The sequence below is a fragment of the Bacteroides sp. f07 genome, from assembly GCF_042854785.1.
GTDB lineage: Bacteria > Bacteroidota > Bacteroidia > Bacteroidales > Bacteroidaceae > Bacteroides.
In genome coordinates, this window is the sequence record NZ_BAABXI010000003.1 from 197310 (window position 1) to 221136 (window position 23827).

17 protein-coding genes and 1 riboswitch are annotated in these 23827 nt (G+C 45.0%); of the genes, 9 read left to right on the top strand and 8 right to left on the bottom strand.

Annotation, left to right across the window (positions count from 1 at the left end):
* Positions 1-76 precede the first annotated feature (76 nt).
* Positions 77-988, bottom strand: coding sequence for a mechanosensitive ion channel family protein (locus tag ACGHVY_RS20665; RefSeq protein ID WP_390601253.1), 912 nt, complete (start codon positions 986-988; stop codon positions 77-79).
* Between the two features lie 128 nt (positions 989-1116).
* Positions 1117-1213: riboswitch (TPP riboswitch) on the top strand.
* Between ACGHVY_RS20665 and ACGHVY_RS20670 the strand changes: the two genes are divergently transcribed.
* Genes ACGHVY_RS20670 through ACGHVY_RS20680 form a run of 3 tightly spaced genes read left to right on the top strand, consistent with a single transcriptional unit; the run spans position 1214 to position 4747 of the window.
* Positions 1214-3499, top strand: a complete 2286-nt coding sequence (locus ACGHVY_RS20670; RefSeq protein WP_390601256.1) for a TonB-dependent receptor — start codon at positions 1214-1216, stop codon at positions 3497-3499.
* 13 nt (positions 3500-3512) lie between these two features.
* Positions 3513-4124, top strand: a complete 612-nt coding sequence (pnuC, locus tag ACGHVY_RS20675; RefSeq protein ID WP_390602059.1) for a nicotinamide riboside transporter PnuC — start codon at positions 3513-3515, stop codon at positions 4122-4124.
* On the top strand, positions 4121-4747 hold the full coding sequence (locus ACGHVY_RS20680; RefSeq protein WP_308743958.1) for a thiamine diphosphokinase: 627 nt from the start codon (positions 4121-4123) through the stop codon (positions 4745-4747). The genes pnuC and ACGHVY_RS20680 overlap by 4 nt, the downstream gene beginning before the upstream one ends.
* Positions 4748-4898: 151 nt before the next feature.
* On the opposite strand, the gene thrC is transcribed toward ACGHVY_RS20680, so the two are convergent.
* Genes thrC through thrA form a run of 3 tightly spaced genes read right to left on the bottom strand, consistent with a single transcriptional unit; the run spans position 4899 to position 9865 of the window.
* The gene (gene thrC / locus ACGHVY_RS20685) at positions 4899-6200 is read right to left on the bottom strand and encodes a threonine synthase (protein ID WP_390601258.1); all 1302 of its coding nucleotides are present in this window, start codon (positions 6198-6200) and stop codon (positions 4899-4901) included.
* Positions 6201-6211: 11 nt separating this feature from the next.
* Entirely contained in the window at positions 6212-7423 is a 1212-nt protein-coding gene (locus ACGHVY_RS20690; protein ID WP_390601261.1) for a cofactor-independent phosphoglycerate mutase, read from the bottom strand.
* Positions 7424-7429: 6 nt separating this feature from the next.
* The gene (thrA, locus tag ACGHVY_RS20695; RefSeq protein WP_390601262.1) at positions 7430-9865 is read right to left on the bottom strand and encodes a bifunctional aspartate kinase/homoserine dehydrogenase I; all 2436 of its coding nucleotides are present in this window, start codon (positions 9863-9865) and stop codon (positions 7430-7432) included.
* Positions 9866-10261: 396 nt separating this feature from the next.
* Here thrA and ACGHVY_RS20700 point away from each other — a divergent pair, with 396 nt between their 5' ends.
* The 6 genes from ACGHVY_RS20700 (at position 10262) to ACGHVY_RS20725 (ending at position 18858) form a co-directional block, all read left to right on the top strand.
* Complete coding sequence (locus ACGHVY_RS20700) at positions 10262-11299, top strand: asparaginase (protein ID WP_308743954.1); 1038 nt, start codon at positions 10262-10264, stop codon at positions 11297-11299.
* Positions 11300-11403: 104 nt separating this feature from the next.
* On the top strand, positions 11404-12603 hold the full coding sequence (locus ACGHVY_RS20705) for an AAA family ATPase (RefSeq protein ID WP_308743953.1): 1200 nt from the start codon (positions 11404-11406) through the stop codon (positions 12601-12603).
* Between the two features lie 12 nt (positions 12604-12615).
* Positions 12616-13983, top strand: a complete 1368-nt coding sequence (gene radA / locus ACGHVY_RS20710) for a DNA repair protein RadA (RefSeq protein WP_390601264.1) — start codon at positions 12616-12618, stop codon at positions 13981-13983.
* A 60-nt stretch (positions 13984-14043) separates the two neighbouring features.
* Complete coding sequence (locus tag ACGHVY_RS20715; protein ID WP_390601266.1) at positions 14044-15696, top strand: NAD(P)/FAD-dependent oxidoreductase; 1653 nt, start codon at positions 14044-14046, stop codon at positions 15694-15696.
* 18 nt (positions 15697-15714) lie between these two features.
* A complete protein-coding gene (locus ACGHVY_RS20720) occupies positions 15715-16317 on the top strand; it encodes a LuxR C-terminal-related transcriptional regulator (protein WP_308743950.1) in 603 nt (200 codons plus the stop codon).
* Positions 16318-16407: 90 nt separating this feature from the next.
* Positions 16408-18858, top strand: a complete 2451-nt coding sequence (locus ACGHVY_RS20725) for a TonB-dependent receptor (protein WP_390601268.1) — start codon at positions 16408-16410, stop codon at positions 18856-18858.
* Between the two features lie 609 nt (positions 18859-19467).
* Here ACGHVY_RS20725 and ACGHVY_RS20730 read toward each other — a convergent pair.
* From ACGHVY_RS20730 to metA, 4 genes are read right to left on the bottom strand one after another with little or no spacing between them, the layout of a single operon-like run.
* Positions 19468-19977, bottom strand: coding sequence for a GNAT family N-acetyltransferase (locus ACGHVY_RS20730; protein WP_308743948.1), 510 nt, complete (start codon positions 19975-19977; stop codon positions 19468-19470).
* 36 nt (positions 19978-20013) lie between these two features.
* Positions 20014-21078 carry a zinc ribbon domain-containing protein gene (locus tag ACGHVY_RS20735; RefSeq protein WP_308743947.1) on the bottom strand — a complete coding sequence of 355 codons (1065 nt, stop codon included), beginning with the start codon at positions 21076-21078 and terminating at the stop codon, positions 20014-20016.
* Positions 21075-22904 carry a U32 family peptidase gene (locus tag ACGHVY_RS20740; RefSeq protein ID WP_390601271.1) on the bottom strand — a complete coding sequence of 610 codons (1830 nt, stop codon included), beginning with the start codon at positions 22902-22904 and terminating at the stop codon, positions 21075-21077. Before ACGHVY_RS20740 ends, ACGHVY_RS20735 begins: the two co-directional genes overlap by 4 nt.
* Entirely contained in the window at positions 22901-23818 is a 918-nt protein-coding gene (gene metA, locus ACGHVY_RS20745) for a homoserine O-succinyltransferase (protein WP_390601273.1), read from the bottom strand. The genes ACGHVY_RS20740 and metA overlap by 4 nt, the downstream gene beginning before the upstream one ends.
* Between the last annotated feature and the right edge of the window lie 9 nt (positions 23819-23827).

The window sequence follows — 23827 nt, forward strand, 5'->3', positions numbered from 1 at the left end:
CAGACAAGTTTTTTATAACAAAAAGGAGAGAGCCCCACTTTCAGTGAAGCTCCCTCCTTTTTGTTATATGCAATCATCAGTTACCCTGATGTACCGTAAGTTGCGGGAATGGGAAATTGATGCCTTTCTCATTAAAGGTTTCATAAATTGCCTTATTAATATCGAAATATACTCCCCAATAATCTCCACTGTTCACCCACACGCGAATCACTACATTCACGCTGCTGGCATCCAGCGCATGAAGAGCTATAAACGGAGCAGGCTCGTTCAGAATACGCGAATCGGCAACCAATATGTCACGGACAATTTGCTGTACCTTATTATAATCTTCGCCGTAGTCAATGCCGACAATCCATTCTATACGGCGGGTTACCTGCGTATTGTAGTTTGTCACCACTCCGCTACTCATAGCACCATTCGGTATATAGATTGTCTTATTGTCTCCTGTAGTCAGAATCGTGTGGAATATCTGGATTTCTTTCACCGTTCCGGAAACTCCCTGACTCTCAATCCAGTCGCCTACCTTATAAGGTTTGAACAGTAGCACAATCAGCCCGCCTGCAAAGTTCTGCAGATTGCCGGACAATGCCATACCTACAGCCACACCGGCAGAAGCCAGCAAAGCAGCAAACGAAGTTGTCTCCACTCCCAAAGCTCCCACTACCGAGATTATCAATAAGATAGTCAACAGAATGTTTACCAGACTCTTGACGAAAGTCTTGATACTGATATCCACTTTCCGTCTGTCCATCAGACGCCTGATAAACTTGTTGAGCATCGAAATTAGGAAGCGTCCCACAATGAAAACAAGCACCGCAATCAGAATACGTTCGCCGGCACGAATACCGAAATCTATCAGTTGCTGGGTTATAAGCGAGAGCTTATCCAATCCGTCCGCATTGGCTATCGCTTGTTCCACTAATTTATCTGCGACCACTTGCGTAGAATCCGCAACCTGCGTCGCTGTTGCTTGAAATAAGAGTAGCATAAAGAGATGTTATTAAAATGAATAATCTATTGTCTTGCAATTTCAACAAATTACAAAGTTATATTGTTTTTAGTAAATCTAAAAGTTTTTTTTGCTTTACTCCCGCAAAAACCGTAATTTTGTCACCGATTCACTGGTAGGGGTGCCTTAACATGACGGGCTGAGAATATACCCATAGAATCTGAACCGGGTAATGCCGGCGTAGAGAACTAATTAATAAGCAAGATGAAAAAAATTGGATTGATGGCCATCGCCTTATTGGGCGCAGGCATCACTGTTCATGCACAGACGAGTGCAAAGGATAGTATGAAAGTTGTAAACCTGCAAGAAGTGCAGGTAGTATCTACCCGTGCCACGGCAAAAACTCCGGTGGCATTTACCAACGTAAAAAGAGAGCAAATCAGTAAACAGAACTTCGGACAGGATATTCCTTTCCTTTTGTCTACCACTCCTTCCGTATTGACCACTTCGGACGCGGGAGCAGGCGTAGGATATACCACCATCCGCGTACGCGGAACAGATGCTACCCGCATCAATGTCACCGCCAACGGTATCCCGATGAACGATTCCGAAAGCCACGCCATCTTCTGGGTAAATACTCCCGACTTCGCTTCTTCCCTGGAAGATATGCAGATTCAACGGGGTGCCGGAACGTCTACCAACGGTTCGGGAGCATTCGGTGCCAGCATCAATATGCGTACACAGAGCATTTCTTCCAATCCTTACGCGGAAGTTTCCGGCTCTTACGGCTCGTTCAATACACATAAGGAAACGGTAAAAGTAGGAACCGGGCTGATTAATAAATACTGGGCATTCGACGCACGTCTCTCGAATATTCAGAGTGACGGCTACCGTGACCGTGCCTCATCGGACTTGAAATCGTATTTCGTACAAGGCGGTTATTTCGGTGAAAATACAACGATTAAGTTTATTACTTTCGGTGGAAAGGAAAAGACTTATCATGCCTGGGACGGTATCAGCAAAGAGCAGTTGGAGAACGACCGGACATACAACCCGAACGGAATCATCCTCGATGACAATATAGGAAAAGGAAATCCCATCGGTTTCTATGACGACCAAATGGATAATTACCGCCAAACGCACTATCAACTTTTGCTTAATCACATTTTCTCTCCGGCATGGAACCTGAATATTGCTTTCCATTATACCAATGGTTTCGGCTATTATCAGGAATACAAAAACGGACGCAGTCTGGAAGAATACGGATTGAAGCCTTTCTATCTCCCAGGCAATAGTGAGCCGCAGAAGAAAACGAATCTTGTCCGCCAAAAGTTAGTGGATAGCGACTTCGGCGGTGGTATCTTCTCATTGAATTATCAGAACGATAAACTAAACGCTTCTTTCGGTGGTGGTCTGAACCGATACAGTAACGACCACTATGGAAAAGTGATATGGGTGAAAAACTACACTGAACAACTCGACCCTGAACATGAATATTATCGTAATAATGGTGGAAAGACGGACGGTAACATTTATCTGAAAGCCAATTATCAGCTAACCGGTGGATTAAGTGCATATGCTGACCTGCAATATCGTTATATCCATTATACGATTGATGGAGATAATGATAAATGGGACTATACCGCAACTCCTGAACGCCTGCAACGGTTAGATATCAGAGAGAATTTCAGTTTCTTTAATCCCAAAGCAGGACTTTTTTGGCAAATCAATCCTAACCACAGTGCCTATGCATCTTTTTCTGTGGCACAGAAAGAGCCTACCCGTAATAACTATACGGACGGAATGTTCGACAAATATCCCACAGCGGAAAAGTTGCTGGATTATGAGTTAGGATACACTTATCGCAACGAATGGTTTACGGCAGGTGTCAACTTGTATTATATGGATTACACTGACCAATTAGTATTGAACGGGAAAACCAATGATATAGGCGAAGCCATGGCGGAAAACGTGAAAGACAGTTACCGAATGGGAATCGAGTTGGCGTTGGGCGCTAAATTCAACGACTGGTTACGTTGGGACATCAATGGAACATGGAGCAAAAACCGCATTAAGGATTATACGGGTTACGTATATGATGAAAGTCTGGTGAATGGAGAAATCGTTGATGACTTATGGACGCAGACAGCAATTAAAGGGGGAAACTCTCCTATCGCTTTCTCTCCTTCTTTTATTGGAAACAGCCTGATTACTCTCGGCAGCAACGGACTGGAAATTTCTCTCCAGTCTCAATATGTCAGCCGCCAGTATCTCGACAACTTCGGCACAAAGGAAAACTCGCTCGATGCCTATTTTGTCAACCATCTCAGTGCGTCGTATTCTTTTAAGACCCGTCACACAAAAGGAATTACCATAGGAGCTACCGTTTACAACCTGTTCGATACGAAATATGAAACGAACGGATACTCGCAGAGCGTTGCCCTTTACGAAAACGGAGATAAGACAAAGGCGTATGTGATAAAACACGACCCGCGCTTCTATCCGATGGCAGGCACAAATATACTGGCACATATTACTTTCCGTTTCTAAGCAGCTTTGAATGATGGAAATGAATTTCCTTGAAATATTCGGTACGATTGTCGGATTAGTCTACCTTTGGTTGGAATATCGGGCAAGTATCTATCTTTGGATAGCGGGGATTATCATGCCTGCTATCTATATTTTTGTATATTATAAAGCAGGATTGTATGCCGATTTCGGCATCAATATCTATTATCTGATTACCGCCGTCTACGGCTGGTTCTTTTGGATGTGGGGACAACGGAAAGGAAAGCGGAATCAATCTGCCAATGATAAAACAGGCAATGATAAATCGAAAGCGCTCCCTATCGTGCATACGCCGTGGAAATACTATCTTCCGCTTCTGCTGGTATTCATCGTAGCCTTTATCGGCATTGCCTGGATATTGATTGAATATACGGACAGCAATGTGCCCTGGCTGGATAGCTTCACCACAGCATTGAGCATTGTCGGCATGTGGATGCTGGCACGTAAATATATCGAGCAATGGTTCGCCTGGATACTTGTAGACATTGTTTGTTGCGGACTTTATATTTATAAAGACCTTTATTTTACCTCTGCTTTATACGGACTTTACTCCATTATAGCTATCTTTGGCTACTTTAAATGGAAAAAATTAATGAGCATACAATGATAAACGAACACTATACGCCCGAAGCCGTGATATTGGCTAACGGTGAATATCCTACTCACCCCCTTCCTTTGCGAATGTTGGAAGAAGCCAAATTCGTAGCTTGTTGTGATGGCGCAGCCAATGAATATATTTCCCGTGGATATACTCCGGACGTAATTATCGGTGACGGAGACTCCCTTTCACCTGAAAACAAAACACGCTTTTCAAACATTATTCACCAAATAGCCGACCAGGAAACGAACGATCAAACCAAGGCTGTTCACTTCCTGCGAGAAAAAGGCTACCGGAAAATTGCCATCATCGGTGCTACCGGAAAACGGGAAGACCATACATTAGGAAATATCAGTTTGCTGCTGGAATATATGAAAAGCGGCATGGAAGTACGGACTATTACAGATTACGGAGTATTTATTCCGGCAAGTGGCACACAGACTTTCGTTTCTCACGCGGGGCAGCAAGTATCCATTATCAATTTCGGAGCTAAAGGATTGAAAGGAGAAGGATTGGTTTATCCACTTAGCGACTTTACGAATTGGTGGCAAGGAACTCTTAATGAGGCTACAAACGATCGTTTTACCATTCAGTGCACGGGAGAGTATTTAGTATTTCTAACTTCTATATAAACCGATATTTATTCTCAAGCTATTCTCATCACTATGAGAAAAAATTCTCACTGCGATGAGATTTTTTTCTCATTGCGGTGAGAATCATTCTTTCATTGCAATAGACTGACAACACTTCACATTACTCTGTGCAACAGTCTGTTAAGATGGGCTATAGCGAAAGCAGATACCTCTTGAAGTCTGCAAAGTCTTTTGTCATCTGAAGGCTCTTCTTCTCACCTTTCATAAATTCCTGCAATTTGGCAGGTATTTCCACCGTTTCACCAATGATACTTTCTACTGTTTCGAGGAACTTGGCAGGATGGGCTGTTTCGAGGAATACACCTGTTTCGCCCGGTTGTAAACCTTCTGCCAATGCACGATAGCCACATGCACCGTGAGGGTCGAGCAGATAATGATGTTCTTTCCAGGTCTCTTTCACGGTTTCCCGGATTTGTTCGTCGGTATAGGTAGTTCCCGAAATCTCGGCGGAGATAGCGGCATGAGAACCTTTATACAAATCGAGTACACGGGCAAAGTTGCTCGGGTCGCCTACGTCCATGGCATTAGCGATGGTTGCGATAGATGGACGCGGGTTGTATTCGCCTGTTTGCAGATATTGGTAGAATATATCGTTACGGTTGTTAGCCGCAATGAAACGCTTCACGGGTAGTCCCATTTTTTTGCCGAACAGACCGGCAGTGATGTTTCCGAAGTTTCCGCTAGGAACGCAGATTACTGCATTGTCAGCTTTTCCGGCACGCTTCAACTGGGCGTAAGCATAGAAATAATAAAATGCTTGCGGCAGGAAACGGGCGACGTTGATAGAATTGGCGGAAGTCAGGGAAAGATGTTCGTTCAATTCCTTGTCCATGAAAGCCGATTTCACCAATGCCTGGCAATCATCGAATGTTCCGTCCACTTCGAGGGCGGTAATATTCTGTCCTAATGTGGTGAATTGTTTTTCCTGTATTTCACTGACTTTTCCTTTCGGATACAATACATATACATGGATACCTTCTACTCCCAAGAAGCCATTAGCCACCGCACTTCCCGTATCACCGGAAGTAGCTACCAGCACATTGACGTTTTTCTGCCCTTCTTTTCTTATGAAGTAACCGAGCAGGCGTGCCATAAAACGACCGCCTACGTCTTTGAAAGCCAATGTAGGGCCATGGAAAAGTTCGAGTGAATAGATATTCTCTGATACTTTCACCAAAGGTACATCGAAACTTAAAGTGTCATACACAATCTGTTTCAACGTATCGGCAGGAACATCCTCACCGAAGAAAGCATCGGCTACACGATAAGCAATCTCTTGGAAGGATAAACTTTCAATCGAATCGTAAAAATCTTGTGGAAGCGGTTTGATGGACATAGGCATAAACAGCCCTTTGTCGGCAGCAAGACCTTTCACCACTGCTTCTTGCAGTGAAGCATTAGGTGCTTGCTTATTTGTACTATAATAAATCATAATCGGATGCGTTATTTCTTCATGAACTCTTTTATAAACTCGTCTTCTTTCAGCAGACCGTAGCTACCGCTACAAGCCGCTACTTCGTCATACGTCTGCACCTCGTCCGGTTCAATGCCCGGATACCAGATAAGGAACGGAATAGGGTCGGCAGTATGCGTACGAAGTTCGCAGGGCGTAGGATGGTCGGGCAATACGGCTATCGCTACCGGCTCGTCCCAGTCTTTCACTGCTTCGTAGATAGGGCCTACGGCACGTTTATCGAGATTCTCGATAGTCAGGAGTTTCAGGTCGACGTCTCCTTCGTGTCCCGCCTCATCGCTGGCTTCGATATGCAGATAGACAAAGTCATCCGTTTTCAGGGCTTCCAAGGCGGCAGCTACTTTGTTCTCATAATTTGTATTGTAAAGTCCGGTGGCTCCCTCTACTACGATACGGCGTAAGCCTGCATAGTAACCGATTCCATTTATCAAATCGACTGCCGAGATAACCGCTCCTCTCTTCACTTGCGGGAATGTTTCGGAGAAGGCAGGCATTTGCGGACGATAACCGGGACTCCAAGGCCAAATACTGTTTGCAGGGTCTTTGCCTTCTGCTATACGTTTCAGATTCAACGGATGGTCTTTCAACAATTCCTGTGATTTCAGAATCAAGTCATTAATCAAATCTGCCGTCTCCTGCGCTTCCGGCACTAATGGTTTCACCATCAGCGGGCGGAAAGGTTTCAAAGGCACATCGTGCGGCGGGGTGCAGTCCAGTTCCTTGTTCCCCCCTTTGATAACCAACAAATGGCGATATTGAACTCCCGTATGGAAACGTACGCAGTCATTGCTCAGTTTCTCTTGCAGGTATTGGATTAATACATCCGCCTCTTCCGTAGAGATATGTCCCGAAGAGTGATTCTTCAGAATCTCCCCTTCCACACAAATCAGGTTGCAACGCATCGCCATCTCTCCCGGTTGCAGGTCTACCCCGATACTCGCCGCTTCCAGCGGTCCGCGACCCTCGTACACTTTCGGAAGATCATATCCCAATACGGACATATTGGCCACCTCACTGCCCGGATGAAACCCTTCGGCTACGGTATTCAACCGTCCGACACGTCCCATACGGGCCAATTTATCCATGTAAGGCGTCTTTGCATATTGCAGGAGCGTCTTGTCCCCTAATGACTTCACCGGCCAGTCGGCCATACCGTCTCCCAATATGATAATATGTTTCATAAGGCATTAAACGTTTGCGATGCTCATAATATCGGCAAATACTCCGGCAGCAGTCACGCCCGCACCGGCACCGTATCCCTGAATCATCATCGGATATTCTTTATAACGTTCTGTAGTCAGCAGGATGATATTATTGCTGCCTTCCAAGCCGTAGAACGGATGGTTGGCTCCTACTTCCTGCAAGCCGACAGAGGCTTTTCCATTCTCCAGTTTGGCAACGAAACGCCAGTGTTTATTCTCTTTTTCGAGTACTTGGCGGCGGGCTTCAAAGTCAGCATCCAGGCTCGGTACACGTTTCCAGAAATCATCCAAAGAACCCTCGAAGAAATCGTTCGGAACAAAGAGATTCTTCTCTACATCTTCCTGCTCGATGCGGTATCCGGCTTCGCGTGCGAGAATCACCAGTTTGCGGATGACATCTTTACCGCTGAGGTCGATACGTGGGTCGGGTTCGGAATAACGTTCTTCCTGCGCCATCTTGATGGTACGGCTGAAAGGGATATCGGCACTGATCTTATTAAAGATGTAGTTCAATGTACCCGAAAGTACGGCTTCAATCTTCAGAATCTTGTCGCCACTATGAATCAAGTCGTTAATTGTATTGATAATCGGAAGTCCCGCACCTACGTTTGTTTCGAACAGATACTTCACGCCACGTTGGCGGGCAATCGTTTTCAGGTCGCGGTAGTTCTCGTAAGCCGAAGAAGCGGCAATCTTGTTGGCGGCTACCACGGAGATATTGTGTTCCAGCAAATCCTTGTAAAGCGATGCAATGTCGGGACTTGCCGTACAGTCTACAAATACGGAGTTGAAGATGTTCATGCTGACTATCTCGTCACGGATAGTCTGCAAATTGCTGTCTTTTCCTTTCTCTTTCAGTTCTTCGCGGAAATTGGCCAGGTCGAACCCTTCACGGCTGAACATCGCTTTGGCTGCATCAATGATACCTACCACATGAAGTTTCAGTCCGTTCTCCATCATCAGCTTTTGTTGCTGGCAACGAATCTGTTCCACCAGGCTGCCGCCTACCGTACCGATACCACAGATAAAAAGGTTCAATACCTGATATTCGGACAGGAAGAAAGAGTCATGAATGACGTTCAGCGATTTGCGCAAGGATTTGAAATCGACTACAAAAGAGATATTCGTTTCCGAAGCTCCCTGTGCACAAGCGATTACATTGATACCGTTACGTCCCAGCGTACCGAAGAGCTTACCTGCGATACCCGGTGTATGTTTCATGTTCTCACCTACGATAGCAACCGTAGCCAGGTTTCTTTCCGCAAGAATCGGAGAGATTTCGCCCATTTCGATTTCTTTGGCAAATTCTTCGTTCAGCACTTCGCAAGCCAGGTCGGCATCGGCATTGCGCACACCGATGGAAGTACTGTTTTCCGATGAAGCCTGAGATACGAGGAACACACTGATTCCGTTCTTTGCCAATGCTTTAAAGATACGGTAGTTGACACCGATTACACCTACCATACCGAGTCCCTGAACGGTAATCAGGCTCGTATCATTGATGGAAGAAATACCTTTAATGGCTTTGCAATGCGGATTGGAAACTTCCTGTTTGATGATGGTTCCCACTCCGTCGGGATTGAATGTGTTCTTTATTATAATAGGTATATTCTTGTGGCATACCGGATAGATGGTCGGCGGATAAACCACTTTCGCACCGAAGTTGCAAAGTTCGGTCGCTTCCACGTAAGTCAGTTCGGCAATCGTGTAAGCCGTCGAGATGACACGCGGGTCGGCAGTCATAAAGCCGTCTACATCCGTCCATATCTCCAGGCTATTAGCGTCGAGTGCTGCAGCAATAATGGCAGCCGTATAGTCGGAACCGCCACGACCGAGGTTCGTCACATCTCCCGATGTCTTGTCGGAGGAGATGAATCCGGGCACCAACGCCACTTTCGGAAGTGAACCGAAAGCCTCCTTCACCAACTTATTCGTCAGTTCCGCATCCAGCGTATGTTTATTATGTTTCTTTTCTGTCTTGATAAAAGTGCGCGAATCGAACCATTCCGCCCCCTCAATCAGTTCGGCAACGATAATGGAAGAAAGGCGTTCTCCATAGCTGACGATTGTATCCGATGTCTTCGGGGAAAGGTCTTTAATCAGGTAGATTCCTTGGAAAATGTCTTTCAGCTCGTTCAGCAGTTCGCCAATCTGACGTTGCAACGACGTTTGCTTTTCTCCGGCGGGAATCACTTCTTTAATCATTTCCACATGGCGGTAAACGATTTCGCGGAACTCGCCTTCATAGGCCGAATCTCCCGCTGCCGCCATCTTCGATGTGTTTATCAATTTGTCAGTGATGCCCCCCAATGCGGAAACAACTACAATTACCGGCTCTTTAGCCGACTCTACGATTCTCTTTACGCTTAAAATGCTGTTCACGGAACCTACGGACGTTCCGCCGAATTTCATTACTTTCATGAAGATACTTATTTAAATGCAATGTCCTGTGTATGGTTTTACAGAACGATTGGTTGTTTACGAATAAAATTGAATTTGAATTTTGCCTGCCTATACAGGCGTGAATCACGTAGATACACAAAACTATCCATCAACCCCTAAGGGTCATGGTACACATCGATGTGACTGTATGTGGATAGTACTTCATCATAGTCCTGTTTCTACTCTTGTTTTTGATAAGTGTCGCAAAAGTAATAATAAAAACGTTCAATCTATCACTTTTTCCCGTTTTTTTCTGATAAAAAGAATATTGCGCGTTCTTTTCGCCTTGTAATTCCTCTTCACTTTTATGACATTTTGCTATTAATATATCATTTATATTATTATATTTGCGAAAACAAACGCAGAAATCAGCTTATGAACCCGCAAAAAACTTCCGTATTGTTAATATACACCGGTGGAACAATTGGAATGATTGAGAACACCGTGACAGGCGCATTGGAGAATTTCAATTTCGAACAACTCCAAAAGCATGTCCCCGAACTGCAGAAATTCAATTTCCCGATTGATACGTATCAGTTCGACCCGCCTATGGACTCTTCGGACATGGAACCGGATATGTGGCGGAAGCTGGTTCATATTATCCATGAGAACTACGACCGCTATCAGGGCTTTGTCATCCTGCATGGCACGGACACGATGGCATACACTGCTTCCGCACTCAGTTTTATGCTGGAAGGATTGGACAAGCCTGTTATCCTGACAGGTTCCCAACTTCCTATCGGGGTACTTCGCACAGACGGAAAAGAAAATCTGATGACGAGCATAGAGATTGCCACCGCCCAGAATAAAGAGGGAAAAGCACTTGTACCGGAAGTCTGCATCTTCTTTGAGAATCATCTGATGCGGGGAAACCGCACGACAAAGATGAATGCCGAGAACTTCAACGCATTCCGGTCCTTCAATTATCCGGTGCTGGCGGAAGCGGGGATTCATATTAAATATAATAATGTACAGATTCATGTGAACGGGGAAGAACGGGAACTGAAGCCGCATTATTTATTGGACACGAACGTGGTGGTATTGAAGCTATTCCCCGGAATTCAAGAGAATGTGGTAGCCGCCACTTTAGATATAGAAGGACTGAAAGCCGTTATACTCGAAACCTATGGTTCGGGCAACGCTCCCCGGAAAGAATGGTTTATCCGACGGCTTTGCCAGGCCAGTGCACGCGGCATTGTAATTGTCAATGTGACGCAATGCAACGCAGGAATGGTAGAGATGGAGCGTTACGAAACGGGATACCAGTTATTGCAGGCAGGCGTTGTCTCCGGTTATGACAGTACAACTGAGTCGGCTGTCACCAAATTAATGTTCTTGTTGGGACACGGATATACGCCGGATGAGGTGCGCGACCGGATGAACCGGTCGATGGCGGGCGAGATTACTCTGTAAATCCCCCTATTTGTTTTATGTATTGAACAGATTTTCTATGAATTTGTTTTGCGCGTTGAACAAATTATGCCTATTTTTGTATTCCATAGAAAACAGATAAAGGTATGGATACACTAATTAGAAGATATAAAAGGCTACTGGGAGCTACCTCTACCACTTATATCAGAAGCTTGATGGATACAATCAACTGGGACAACCGCCTGATTGCTATCCGTGGAGCCCGTGGAGTCGGGAAAACAACTTTAATGCTTCAATACTTGAAACTTCATTATGCCGATGACAGCCAAAGTGCCTTATATACGAGTTTGGACAGTTTGTATTTCACCCAACATACTCTTAGCGAACTTGCCGAACAGTTTTACCTGAAAGGCGGAAAATGCCTGTTTTTGGATGAAGTCCACAAATATCCGTCCTGGAGTAAGGAAATCAAAAACATATATGATGAATTTCCTGAGCTGAAAATAGTATTCACCGGTTCTTCCTTACTTCAACTTCTGAATGCGGAAGCCGATTTGTCCCGCCGATGTATATCGTACAATATGCAGGGACTCTCTTATCGTGAATATCTGATATTGTACCATCAAATCCATATCCGCCCATACACACTGGAAGAAATACTGGATAACAGCGACGGAATCTGCAATGAAGTAAATTCCCGATGCCGGCCTCTTGCTTATTTTGAAGATTATCTGAAACATGGATATTATCCTTTTTACCTGGAAGGGAATGCAGAGTATTATACACGTATCGAAAATATAACGAACCTGATACTTGAAATCGAACTTCCCCAACAATGTGGTGTGGATATCAGCAACGTACGAAAATTAAAAAGCCTGCTGGGAATTCTCTCTTCCGAAGTGCCTTTTATGGTAGATATTACCAAACTTTCCGCCATGGCAGAACTTTCACGGACTACCATCCTTGCCTATTTGCAATACCTGGACAGGGCTAAACTGATTCACCTGCTTTATTCGGATAATGATTCTATCAAGAAACTGCAAAAACCGGATAAGATTTATATGGAAAATACCAACTTACTTTATGCATTGACCTTTAAAGATGTAAACAAAGGTACATTGAGAGAGGTATTTATGGTAAACCAGCTCTCTTATCAACATCGGGTAGAATACTGTACCCGCAGTGCGGACTATACGATAGACAGCAGATACACAATAGAAGTTGGCGGTAAGAGTAAAGATGGAAAACAGATAGCCAATAGCAAACAGGCATTTATTGCCGCAGATGATATTGAATATTCAGCCGGAAACAAGATTCCACTCTGGGCATTCGGATTTTTATATTAATGGAGAAAGAAAATGGCAAAAGAAAAAACCGTATATGTATGCAGTAACTGCGGACAAGACTCACCGAAATGGGTAGGTAAATGTCCGTCGTGTGGAGAATGGAATACGTATGTAGAAGAAATCGTACGGAAAGAACCGGCCAACCGCCGACCGGTGTCGGGCATTGAGACGCAGAAACCCAAACCTGTTATCCTCAGCGAAATAGAATCGGACGATGAACCACGTATCGATATGCACGATGATGAACTGAACCGTGTGTTGGGGGGCGGTCTTGTACAGGGGTCCCTGGTCCTGATAGGCGGTGAGCCGGGAATCGGGAAATCGACACTTGTCATGCAGACCGTACTGCATATGCCGGAAAAGAAGATTCTCTATGTATCCGGCGAAGAAAGCGCACGGCAACTGAAACTTCGTGCCGACCGCCTTTCCGGTGTTTCCAGCGATTGCCTTATCGTCTGTGAAACTTCACTCGAACAGATTTATGTGCATATCAAGAACACAAATCCCGATTTGGTCATCATCGACTCTATACAAACTATTTCTACTGAGAGTATTGAATCATCTCCGGGAAGTATCGCACAAGTAAGAGAATGCTCCGCTTCCATTCTCCGTTTTGCCAAAGAGACGCATACCCCCGTATTGCTTATCGGACATATCAATAAGGAAGGAAGCATCGCAGGTCCCAAAGTACTGGAACATATCGTTGATACTGTTCTCCAGTTTGAAGGCGACCAGCATTATATGTACCGTATTCTGCGCAGCATCAAGAACCGTTTCGGCAGTACGGCAGAATTGGGTATTTATGAAATGCGACAGGACGGGTTGCGCCAAGTAAGCAATCCTTCGGAGTTATTACTAAGTCAAGACCACGAGGGAATGAGCGGAGTAGCCATCGCTTCTGCCATTGAAGGGATACGCCCGTTCCTGATTGAGACACAAGCCTTGGTTAGTTCCGCCGTTTATGGGAATCCCCAACGTTCGGCAACCGGTTTCGATTTGAGAAGAATGAATATGCTTCTCGCCGTTCTCGAAAAGCGTGTAGGCTTCAAACTTGCACAAAAAGACGTATTCCTGAATATCGCCGGCGGACTGAAAGTGAACGACCCTGCTATCGACCTGTCGGTTATCAGCGCCATTCTTTCTTCAAATATGGACGCGGCTATCGAACCGGAAGTCTGTATGGCGGGAGAAATCGGGCTTTCGGGCGAAATCCGCCCCGTGAACAGGATAGAACAACGTATCGGAGAAGCTGAGAAATTAGGCTTCAAGCGTTTCCTGTTACCGAAATATAATTTGCAGGGCATCGATACGCAAAAGTTAAAGATAGAATTAGTACCTGTGAGAAAGGTAGAAGAGGCGTTCAGAGCCTTATTCGGATAAGAGATTGATTTTTTATACATCAGTTTTATCCATTTTATAATCAAAAACAACAAGAATCAGATGATACAAGAATACCAACTCCGCGTCCTTCCCGAAATCGCAGCAAACGAACAACGGTTGAAAAAATACCTTTCTGAAGAAAAAGGCATAAACCCACATACTATCAATGCCACCCGAATTCTGAAGCGGAGCATCGATGCGCGCCAACGGACTGTATTTGTCAATCTGAAGGTACAGGTTTACATCAATGAGATGCCCAAAGATGACGAATACGAACATACCATATATAATAATGTGGAAGGAAAGCCGCAGGTCATTGTAGTAGGCGCAGGACCCGGCGGATTATTTGCAGCTTTGCGCCTTATCGAACTAGGTTTGCGCCCGATTATCGTAGAACGGGGAAAAGATGTACGCGAACGGAAAAAGGATTTAGCACAAATCAGCAGGGAGCATACAGTAAATCCGGAATCGAATTACAGCTTTGGTGAAGGGGGCGCAGGAGCTTATTCGGACGGAAAACTATACACCCGCAGCAAGAAAAGAGGAAATGTAGATAAGATACTGAATGTATTTTGCCAACATGGAGCGTCCACAGCGATATTGGCAGATGCACATCCGCATATCGGAACAGATAAGCTGCCGCGTGTCATTGAGAGTATGCGGAATACAATCATCGAATGTGGCGGTGAAGTCCATTTCGAGACTCGGATGGATGCACTAATTATCGAGAACAACGAAATAAAAGGCATCGAGACGAATACGGGAAAAACATTTCTCGGCCCTGTCATCCTGGCTACAGGACATTCGGCAAGAGATGTTTACCGTTGGCTGGCAGCAAACGATGTCACAATCGAAGCCAAAGGAATTGCTGTCGGTGTCCGTCTGGAACATCCGGCAATGCTGATTGACCAGATACAATATCATAATAAGAACGGAAGAGGAAAATACCTGCCCGCTGCCGAATATAGTTTCGTGACCCAAGCAGAAGGCAGAGGAGTGTACAGTTTCTGTATGTGCCCCGGCGGATTTATCGTCCCTGCCGCCAGCGGACCGGAACAAGTAGTAGTTAACGGAATGTCTCCTTCCAACCGTGGTTCACGTTGGAGCAACTCGGGAATGGTGGTAGAGATACAACCGGAAGATCTGATAAGTGAAAAGCAGAAAATTGAAAATGAAGAGTTGGCTGCGCGGCAGAAAGAACAACTACTTGCCCTTAACCCATCCCTAAGCAACTCGCAACTTTCAACTCTCAACTCCCAACTTCTTCCCGTCCTTCATTTTCAGGAAGATTTGGAACGGCAGTGCTGGCTGCAAGGCGGCAGACGGCAGACGGCTCCGGCACAACGTATGCTGGATTTCACCCGTAAGAAATTAAGCTATGACTTGCCCGAATCTTCTTATGCCCCGGGATTGGTTTCTTCTCCGCTTCACTTCTGGATGCCGGAGTTTATCAGCAAAAGATTATCCCTCGGTTTCCAACAATTCGGACGTAGCAGTCATGGCTTCCTCACTAACGAGGCGGTGATGATTGGAGTAGAGACACGCACTTCTTCTCCTGTCCGCATCGTACGCGACAAAGAGACATTGCAGCACGTGACTGTACGCGGACTGTTCCCCTGCGGGGAAGGTGCAGGCTATGCCGGTGGCATTGTTTCTGCCGGAGTAGACGGCGAACGATGTGCAGAAGCGGTAGCTAACTATCTAAATCATTAATTAAAATCACACAAACCGATGACCCCCCAACCCGAAATAGCAATTGTAGAATCAAACACCCTCACTTGTCTTGGTCTGAAAGGTATTTTAGAGGAAATGATTCCCATGGCAACCATACGTACCTTCCATAGTTTCAGTGAACTAATGGACGATACCCCGGATATGTATGCCCATTATTTTATTTCCGCCCAAATCTATGTGGAGCACAATGCTTTCTTCCTTCCCCGGAAGCGGAAAACCATTGTACTAGCAAGCGACAGCCCGCAATTCCAACTTTCCGGCGTCCCCGTACTCAATATTCACGAATCTGAAGAAGAACTGGTGAAAAGCATATTAAAGCTCCATCAACACGCCCATCACAACGGTTATCCGATGAAAGATATGCCGCCCATGCCCCCGGTAACATCGCATCAGGAGATTTTATCCGCCCGCGAGATTGAAGTGCTCGTACTGATTACCAAAGGATTAATCAACAAGGAAATAGCAGATAAATTGAATATCAGCCTGACTACCGTCATCACCCACCGGAAGAATATCACCGAGAAATTAGGTATCAAATCGGTATCCGGATTGACTATTTATGCTGTTATGAACGGATATATCGAAGCCGACCGCATCTGACCTCTTAAAAAATAAGGCATAATCCTAATAAATGAGGATTGCCCGACTCATATATTTGCCGTTACTTTGCACCAGACAAAATAACTGCGAATGAAGACAAAGAATATGATGCTTGCCCTCGCTCTCCTGACGACAGGAACTGTATGGGCGGAAGATTTCCCGAAAGACTCGCTAAAAGTAGTGGACATAGAAGAAGTGGTAGTAATCGCCACTCCGAAAGAGAACCGTAAACTGCGTGACCTGCCCATAGCCGCCACCGTATTATCGCAAGAGAATATGCGTGCCAACCAGGTCAATTCCGTAAAAAACCTGACGGGCATTGTCCCCAACTTATTTATCCCGGACTATGGCTCCAAACTGACAACTTCCATCTATATCCGTGGAATCGGTTCACGTATCAACACCCCGTCCGTAGGACTTTATGTAGACAATATCCCTTACATTGATAAATCTGCATTCGATTTCAATTATTGTGATATCGAACGTATCGACGTACTTCGCGGTCCGCAAGGAACATTGTACGGCCGCAACACGATGGGCGGCCTCATCAAGGTGCATACCAAATCTCCCTTCACTTATCAGGGAACCGATATACGAATGGGAGCAGCGACCTATAACAACTACAATGTTTCACTGTCGCATTATCACCGTATATCCGACCGCTTCGCTTTCTCAACCGGTGGTTTCTACGAACATACGGGCGGCTTCTTTGAAAACTCAGCCCGAAACAATGAAAAAGTTGATAAAAGCAATGCAGGCGGCGGACGTTTCCGTGGCATCTATCTGCCGACATCGAATCTGAAAATCGATATGGCGCTTAGCTACGAGTATAGCGACCAGGGCGGTTATCCTTATTATTATACCGGGATTACTCAAAACGGTATCGCAGAAGCTAAAAGAAAAGAGAAAGAACTTACTGAAGACCGTGCCGACTACATCGGAAAGATTTCATATAACGAACGTAGCAGTTATCGCCGCGGATTAACGAATGCTGGAGTCAATTTGGAATACCAGGCACGGAACTTCATTCTTAGTGCTGTCACTGGTTATCAAAACCTGCATGACCGCATGTTTCTGGATCAGGATTTTACAGAAAAGGCAATCTATACACTGGAACAAAAACAGAAGTCTAATACTATTTCTGAAGAAATTGTATTCAAATCAAAAGCGAATAAAAGATGGCAATGGGCAACAGGAGTTTTCGGTTTATACCAAACATTGAATACCAAAGGTCCTGTGACATTTTGGGAAGATGGAGTTAAAAATGTTATTGAAGGAAATGTAAATAGTATTTTTGATGGTATATCGTCTCCAGTAGCACCAACTTTACACTTGACAGTCAACAATCCCACCATATTGGTAGGTGGTAGTTTTGATACTCCCATTTGGAATACAGCTATTTTTCATCAATCCACATTGAATGACCTTTTTGTCAAAGGATTATCACTAACTATCGGTTTACGTTTGGATTACGAAAAAATGAGCTTAACGTATAATTCTATTAGCGACCCTACTGATTTTAACTTCAGCCTGAAGACACCACCAACATCACCGATGCCACCTATGTCAATAGAAGCTAAAAATCTGATTGCCAATGCCGGTTATGATGGAAAAATATCAGATGATTACGTTCAGCTACTACCCAAGTTCGCTCTGCAATACGAATGGAAGAAAGGTAATAATGTATATGCAACCGTATCTAAAGGATATCGTTCCGGTGGTTATAACGTACAAATGTTCTCTGACCTGATCAGTGGAGATTTAAAAAACTCAATGATAGATGCCATAAAGGAAAGCGAAGAGTTCTCTAAATTTGCTGCTATGATAGAACAATACGCAAAGAAAGATGAAGTTCCCGAAGTAAAAGAAGCTACTCGCTATAAACCTGAATATTCATGGAACTATGAAGTAGGAAGCCACCTCACTCTTTGGGAAGGCAAACTTTGGGCAGACCTTTCCGCTTTCTACATGGATATGCATGACCAACAGATTTCCCAGTTCGCAGCAAGTGGATTAGGACGTACGACTCTCAATGCAGGAAAAAGCCGCAGCTACGGTGCAGAAGCCTCTCTCCGTGCCAGTTTGACTAATGAACTAAGCCTGAATGCAAGCTACGGATATACTTATGCCACCTTTACAGACTACGTTGAATATGAAAAGGATAAAGAGGGAAACCTCACTGTAAAAGATGACTATAATGGTAAATACGTCCCTTTCGTTCCCAAACATACCCTGAATATCGGTGGAGAATATGCCATCACCTGTAGTCCACGTTCCATCTTCGACCGCGTAGTATTCCAAGCAAACTATAATGCTGCCGGACGTATCTACTGGACAGAACAAAATGACGTAAGCCAATCTTTCTACGGCACATTGAACTGGAGAACAAACCTCGAAATCGGAGATGCCATGATTAGCTTTTGGGCACGCAATTTCTTGAATAAGGATTACGCAGCATTCTACTTTGAAACAATGAATAAAGGATTCATGCAGAAAGGACGTCCGGTACAGTTCGGAGTAGATCTTCGCTGCCGGTTCTAAAAGCCCGCAACACTCTGCGGACATCATAGATGTAACTATAGGGTTATTGCGGCTCATCGGTTTCACCTGATTCTTGAAACATCGATGAATAAGGCGATAGCGGGTGAAAGCAAGGAATAAACAAAGGTGAAATCGTTCAATATCGGTTTCACCTTATTTTTCAAAATATCCCTTGAGCTAAAACAAATATCATTATAGCTAATCCGGATATGCTTATAGCTAATCGAAATATGCTAATAACAAACCCGCCGTCAGGTATTAATAGATGAATTGTCAGATATTAACAGCCTGTCCGTCAAGTGTTAACTATCTGATGTCAAAGATATTAATAGTTGAGTTACAGCATATATAGATCCAACACGTTGGGCATATATGGCCAATACGTTGGAGCTATATACCGGACACATTGGATCTATATACCCGACAACCGATATAAATAACTTCAATAAATGAAAGCAATAACAAGGGATTTCACCCTATTCCACCCCACACTTTCACCCGTAATCTTCTTACTCACAAGCATTTCAATTACAAGGTGAAACCGGTGAAATTTACGAATCAAAAGTTGATGGTACTTATGCAAATCAGTAGGAGAAAACAAATTTTCATTCATTCCTGTACAACCATAGTTTGTATCTTCTGATAAGCAATGCGCTCTGTCCCATTCTTTACATAAATGATACCGCAACGCTGAAAGCCATGCTTCTCCAGGATATGCTGCATGACCTTATTATCCCGATGCGTATCTACCCGGACATTCGACATCCGTTGAAAACACCAGTTCAGGCAGGCTTCCGCCACCCCTTTTCTTGTACCGTTCGTTGCCAGCCGGTGAACTACTCCGTAAGGTTCATCATTGAGCCAAGCTCCTTCATAAATATGCTGATAAGTAGGGTCATCACCCAGTATAAAACAAAAAGTTCCCAGTATTTCCCCCAGTTCATCCGTGCATACGAAACTATGACCGTCTTCTATTTCCTGACGGATAAATGCTTCGGACGGATAACCGTCAATCCATTGAGTTGTATTCCCTGTCGAGCGCATAAAAGCACGGGCATAGTCATAAATCTCCATTACTAAAGGAAGATCTTTTAATTCGGTAAGTCTGATTTCCATCATATAAAAAGTTATTCGGAAATGAAATAGATTATAGAGTTATTCATTGATTGCTCCGCAATGCGGGCACACACCTTTCTCTTTCAACTTCTCCCCACAATGTCCGCAACGATATTTATAGCCACTATTCCGCTGCACTTTCTTCGCGAAAACGAAAACAAAAAAGGCAAGGAATAGATAACCTACATAGATATGAACCATCAAAATAAAGAAGAAATAACAGAAGATACAACAGGACATCAGCCCCAGCAAATAGAAGATTGCCGCCGCCGGAGTCAACTGCCGGAACAAATCATCAAGCACCGCCAAGGCGACTACTAAAAACAACCAGATACTCAGCAAAAAGACTGAGAGGATAAAAGGAACCTTAAAAGGCGACAAAGTAGGATTGAAATAAAAATGCTCCCATGTTTCCGGTGTAAAGACCTGCATGGATTCATATACCGTCGCACTGAAAGCCATCAGCAGGCAGAGGAATAACGGATACACGCTGTCAATATCATTAAAGTACACCATCTGCAACTGTTTCCGCCGGAAAGCCCGAAGCAGGTAGACACCGACAAACAGCGCAAAGATAACCACAAAATAAGAAGCATGCGTATCACTGAACAAATGAATAGCCTGCGAAATACTATCTGTAGGGACAAACGATTGCTTCAACTCCACCTCACGCATCCATCCCTGTTCATCCTGTGTATGTGCCAGCTTCACCCAAATACTATCCACACTATCGGCAGGATGCACAGCAAATTCGGCCACCACCACGCGGTCGCCCCGGTAAAGGTTTATGTACGTATCCTTGATAGGCAGACACTCCAACGAGATGGAATCCGCCATTAATTCCAAATTCGTATTCCAGGTATAATGCCGCTCATAAAGGTAACTCAGAGAGTCCTTTGTTTTCTGCGGCATCTCTTCGGAAGAAAGATCGGGACGAGTATAATGACAAGACGAAAAGAAGAATAGCAGAATCACCACAGAGGAGACGAAAGACGCAGGGGAAGAGAGCTTCTTCCACCAGCCATCCCACTCCCAAAAGCCGGTTCCGCGAGAAAGAGCTGAAACGCTGCGTTCTCCGCATCCTCTGTGGTGAATTATTCTCATTGCGCCGCTTTTACTTTCATTTGACAATTCTTGCAATCGAACTCAAGGCTGAATCTCTTTCCGTCATTCGATACCAGATAATAAGGTTCTTTATAAGGTGAGCGCACCCGCTGGTGAATCGGACACCATCCCATGCTATAACGCAAGCAATGTTTGCAGAACATCAATACCGCATCTTCTACCGCTTCTTTCTCGTAAGCCAGGGCAACACGCTGCACGCCATGCTCTTCATAGAAAGAAGCCGCACGGCTGTTCATCACATTTCCCAGATAGGTTAATGTCGTTTGAGGAAAAGCATGCGTGGTCTGTTTCCACACTGCCAACTCCTGGCGGTAGTTTATCCGGCGGGATGCTATCAGCTTATCCGTCGCCTGCCGGCGGAACTCAGCCAATACCGATGCAGGCAGAAACCAGTTTTCCGCAAATGAAACTTTTATCTCTTTCGCTTCAAAAGGTGTATTCCCTAATTTGGCAAGTTGCGTTTTCAGGTTCTCTGTCTGTGGCGTACGTGCCAATTCCTTTTCACGGGGAAGACTCAGCGTGACGCTGTTATCATCCTCATCGGTCAATGTCAGTGAAAAGCCGAACTCATTATCGGCAAGCAATATAGTTACAGCTATCTTCCTTTCAGCCGATTTACGTGACAGTACACGCTCAAATTCCTGATCGAAATTGCGGTATAGCGTTGTACGGGGTTTGATACGGGGCATCTCCTGCGGATATAATTTATTACTATCCACCCGGTTGATACGGAATCCCTGCAAACGTCCCTGCTCGTCGATATAGCAGACACCATCGCCATTATTAAAGGATTTCAGTCCGGCAACTGTCAGATAATTGCCGCGAGCTTCCTTCATCGTTCCCATTTCCTCACCCAATGACTTGGGAGTATCAAAAGAAAAAATTTCCTTGTCACGCCCATGTAGAAAATAATGCGTAAATCCACGGCTGAAGCTCTTGTCCAACTGTGGCTTGAACTCATAACGACAAGTTCCCGAAGATGCCCGTACATATTCCTGACGACGGGCAAAGATAGCGTCCAGCTTCTGACGATAAGCCGCCGTAACGTTCTTTACATAAGACACATCTTTCAACCGCCCCTCTATCTTGAACGAAGAAGCTCCCGCATCCAGCAACTGCTCCAACTCGTCACTCTGATTCATATCTTTCAGCGAAAGCAGATGCTTGTCCTTTACAATCACTTTCCCGTCCGAATCGACCAAGCTGAAAGGCAACCGGCAGAACTGCGCACATTCCCCCCGGTTTGCGCTACGTCCGAAACAAGCCTGGCTGACATAGCACTGCCCGCTATAACTCACGCAAAGCGCCCCATGCACAAACACTTCCAAAGGCACTTCAGGGCAGGTGTCATGTATCTTCCTTATCTCACGCAACGACAACTCACGCGCCAGCACCACCTGGCGAAAGCCTGCCTCCCAAAGGAATCTCACTTTCTCAGGAGTGCGGTTGTCCATCTGTGTACTGGCATGAAGCGGTATCGGCGGAAGGTTCAGCTTTGTAATCCCCATATCCTGCACAATCAATGCATCCACCCCAATCCGGTACAAGGCGTGAATCATCTCTTCCGTCTCTTTCAGCTCCTCTTCTTTCAAAATCGTATTGACGGTGACATAGATACGTGCATTATACAAATGAGCATGTTGCACCAATGCTTCTATATCTTCCAATGAATTTACAGCCGCCGCACGTGCACCGAACTTCGGAGCACCGATATATACGGCATCCGCACCATGATTGATAGCTTCAATACCACATTCCAGATTTTTCGCCGGAGCGAGAAGTTCTATTTTACGCTGCTTTATCATTTAATGTCATTAATATTGTAAGGTGTTTCCTGATAAACAAAGTAGTTCAGCCAGTTGGAGAACAACAGGTTGGCATGGGCACGCCAACGTACCAACGGAGCTTTATCAGGGTCATCGTCCACGTAATAATTACGGGGAATCTCTATCGGCAGCCCTTTATCCAGGTCACGACGATACTCCGTATCCAGCGTCAACGGAGAATATTCCGAATGTCCGGTCACGAAAAACTCGCGTCCGCCGCGCGCCATCGCCATATATACACCCGCCTCTTTCGACTCGGAAAGCAACGTCAGCTCCGGAACTTTCAGTATATCTTCCCGGCGCACTTCCGTATGACGGCTGTGGGGCACATAGAAACAATCATCAAAACCACGGAAAATAGAATGATAAGGTTCCAACACACGATGCTCGAAGATGCCGAACATCTTCTTTTCCAACGGATACTTGGGAATCCCGTAGTGATGATACAATCCGGCTTGTGCAGCCCAGCATATATATAAGGTGGAAGTCACGTGCGTACGTGCCCAGTCGAAAATTTCCGTAATCTCATCCCAATAAGTCACCTCCTCGAAATCCATCTGTTCCACAGGGGCTCCGGTGATAATCATACCGTCATACTTCTCGTGACGCATCTGGTCGAAATCCGTATAGAACGTTTTCATATGTTCAATCGGTGTATTCTTGGACGTGTGGCTCTTGATTTTCATAAAAGAAATCTCCACCTGGAGCGGAGTGTTCGAAAGTAAGCGCACCAAGTCCGTTTCCGTTGTAATCTTCAACGGCATCAGGTTCAGAATCACAATCCGTAGCGGACGAATATCCTGCTGCGTAGCGCGGGAAGTGTCGATAACGAAAATATTCTCTTCCTTCAATAGTTCTATCGCAGGTAGTTTATCGGGTAAATTTAAAGGCATAATCGCTAT

Bases quoted from the DNA above. Each gene is read 5' to 3' on its own strand.
- ACGHVY_RS20665 (WP_390601253.1), bottom strand. From the start codon at position 988: ATGCTACTCTTATTTCAAGCAACAGCGACGCAGGTTGCGGATTCTACG.
- ACGHVY_RS20670 (WP_390601256.1), top strand. From the start codon at position 1,214: ATGAAAAAAATTGGATTGATGGCCATCGCCTTATTGGGCGCAGGCATC.
- pnuC (WP_390602059.1), top strand. From the start codon at position 3,513: ATGGAAATGAATTTCCTTGAAATATTCGGTACGATTGTCGGATTAGTC.
- ACGHVY_RS20680 (WP_308743958.1), top strand. From the start codon at position 4,121: ATGATAAACGAACACTATACGCCCGAAGCCGTGATATTGGCTAACGGT.
- thrC (WP_390601258.1), bottom strand. From the start codon at position 6,200: ATGATTTATTATAGTACAAATAAGCAAGCACCTAATGCTTCACTGCAA.
- ACGHVY_RS20690 (WP_390601261.1), bottom strand. From the start codon at position 7,423: ATGAAACATATTATCATATTGGGAGACGGTATGGCCGACTGGCCGGTG.
- thrA (WP_390601262.1), bottom strand. From the start codon at position 9,865: ATGAAAGTAATGAAATTCGGCGGAACGTCCGTAGGTTCCGTGAACAGC.
- ACGHVY_RS20700 (WP_308743954.1), top strand. From the start codon at position 10,262: ATGAACCCGCAAAAAACTTCCGTATTGTTAATATACACCGGTGGAACA.
- ACGHVY_RS20705 (WP_308743953.1), top strand. From the start codon at position 11,404: ATGGATACACTAATTAGAAGATATAAAAGGCTACTGGGAGCTACCTCT.
- radA (WP_390601264.1), top strand. From the start codon at position 12,616: ATGGCAAAAGAAAAAACCGTATATGTATGCAGTAACTGCGGACAAGAC.
- ACGHVY_RS20715 (WP_390601266.1), top strand. From the start codon at position 14,044: ATGATACAAGAATACCAACTCCGCGTCCTTCCCGAAATCGCAGCAAAC.
- ACGHVY_RS20720 (WP_308743950.1), top strand. From the start codon at position 15,715: ATGACCCCCCAACCCGAAATAGCAATTGTAGAATCAAACACCCTCACT.
- ACGHVY_RS20725 (WP_390601268.1), top strand. From the start codon at position 16,408: ATGAAGACAAAGAATATGATGCTTGCCCTCGCTCTCCTGACGACAGGA.
- ACGHVY_RS20730 (WP_308743948.1), bottom strand. From the start codon at position 19,977: ATGATGGAAATCAGACTTACCGAATTAAAAGATCTTCCTTTAGTAATG.
- ACGHVY_RS20735 (WP_308743947.1), bottom strand. From the start codon at position 21,078: ATGAGAATAATTCACCACAGAGGATGCGGAGAACGCAGCGTTTCAGCT.
- ACGHVY_RS20740 (WP_390601271.1), bottom strand. From the start codon at position 22,904: ATGATAAAGCAGCGTAAAATAGAACTTCTCGCTCCGGCGAAAAATCTG.
- metA (WP_390601273.1), bottom strand. From the start codon at position 23,818: ATGCCTTTAAATTTACCCGATAAACTACCTGCGATAGAACTATTGAAG.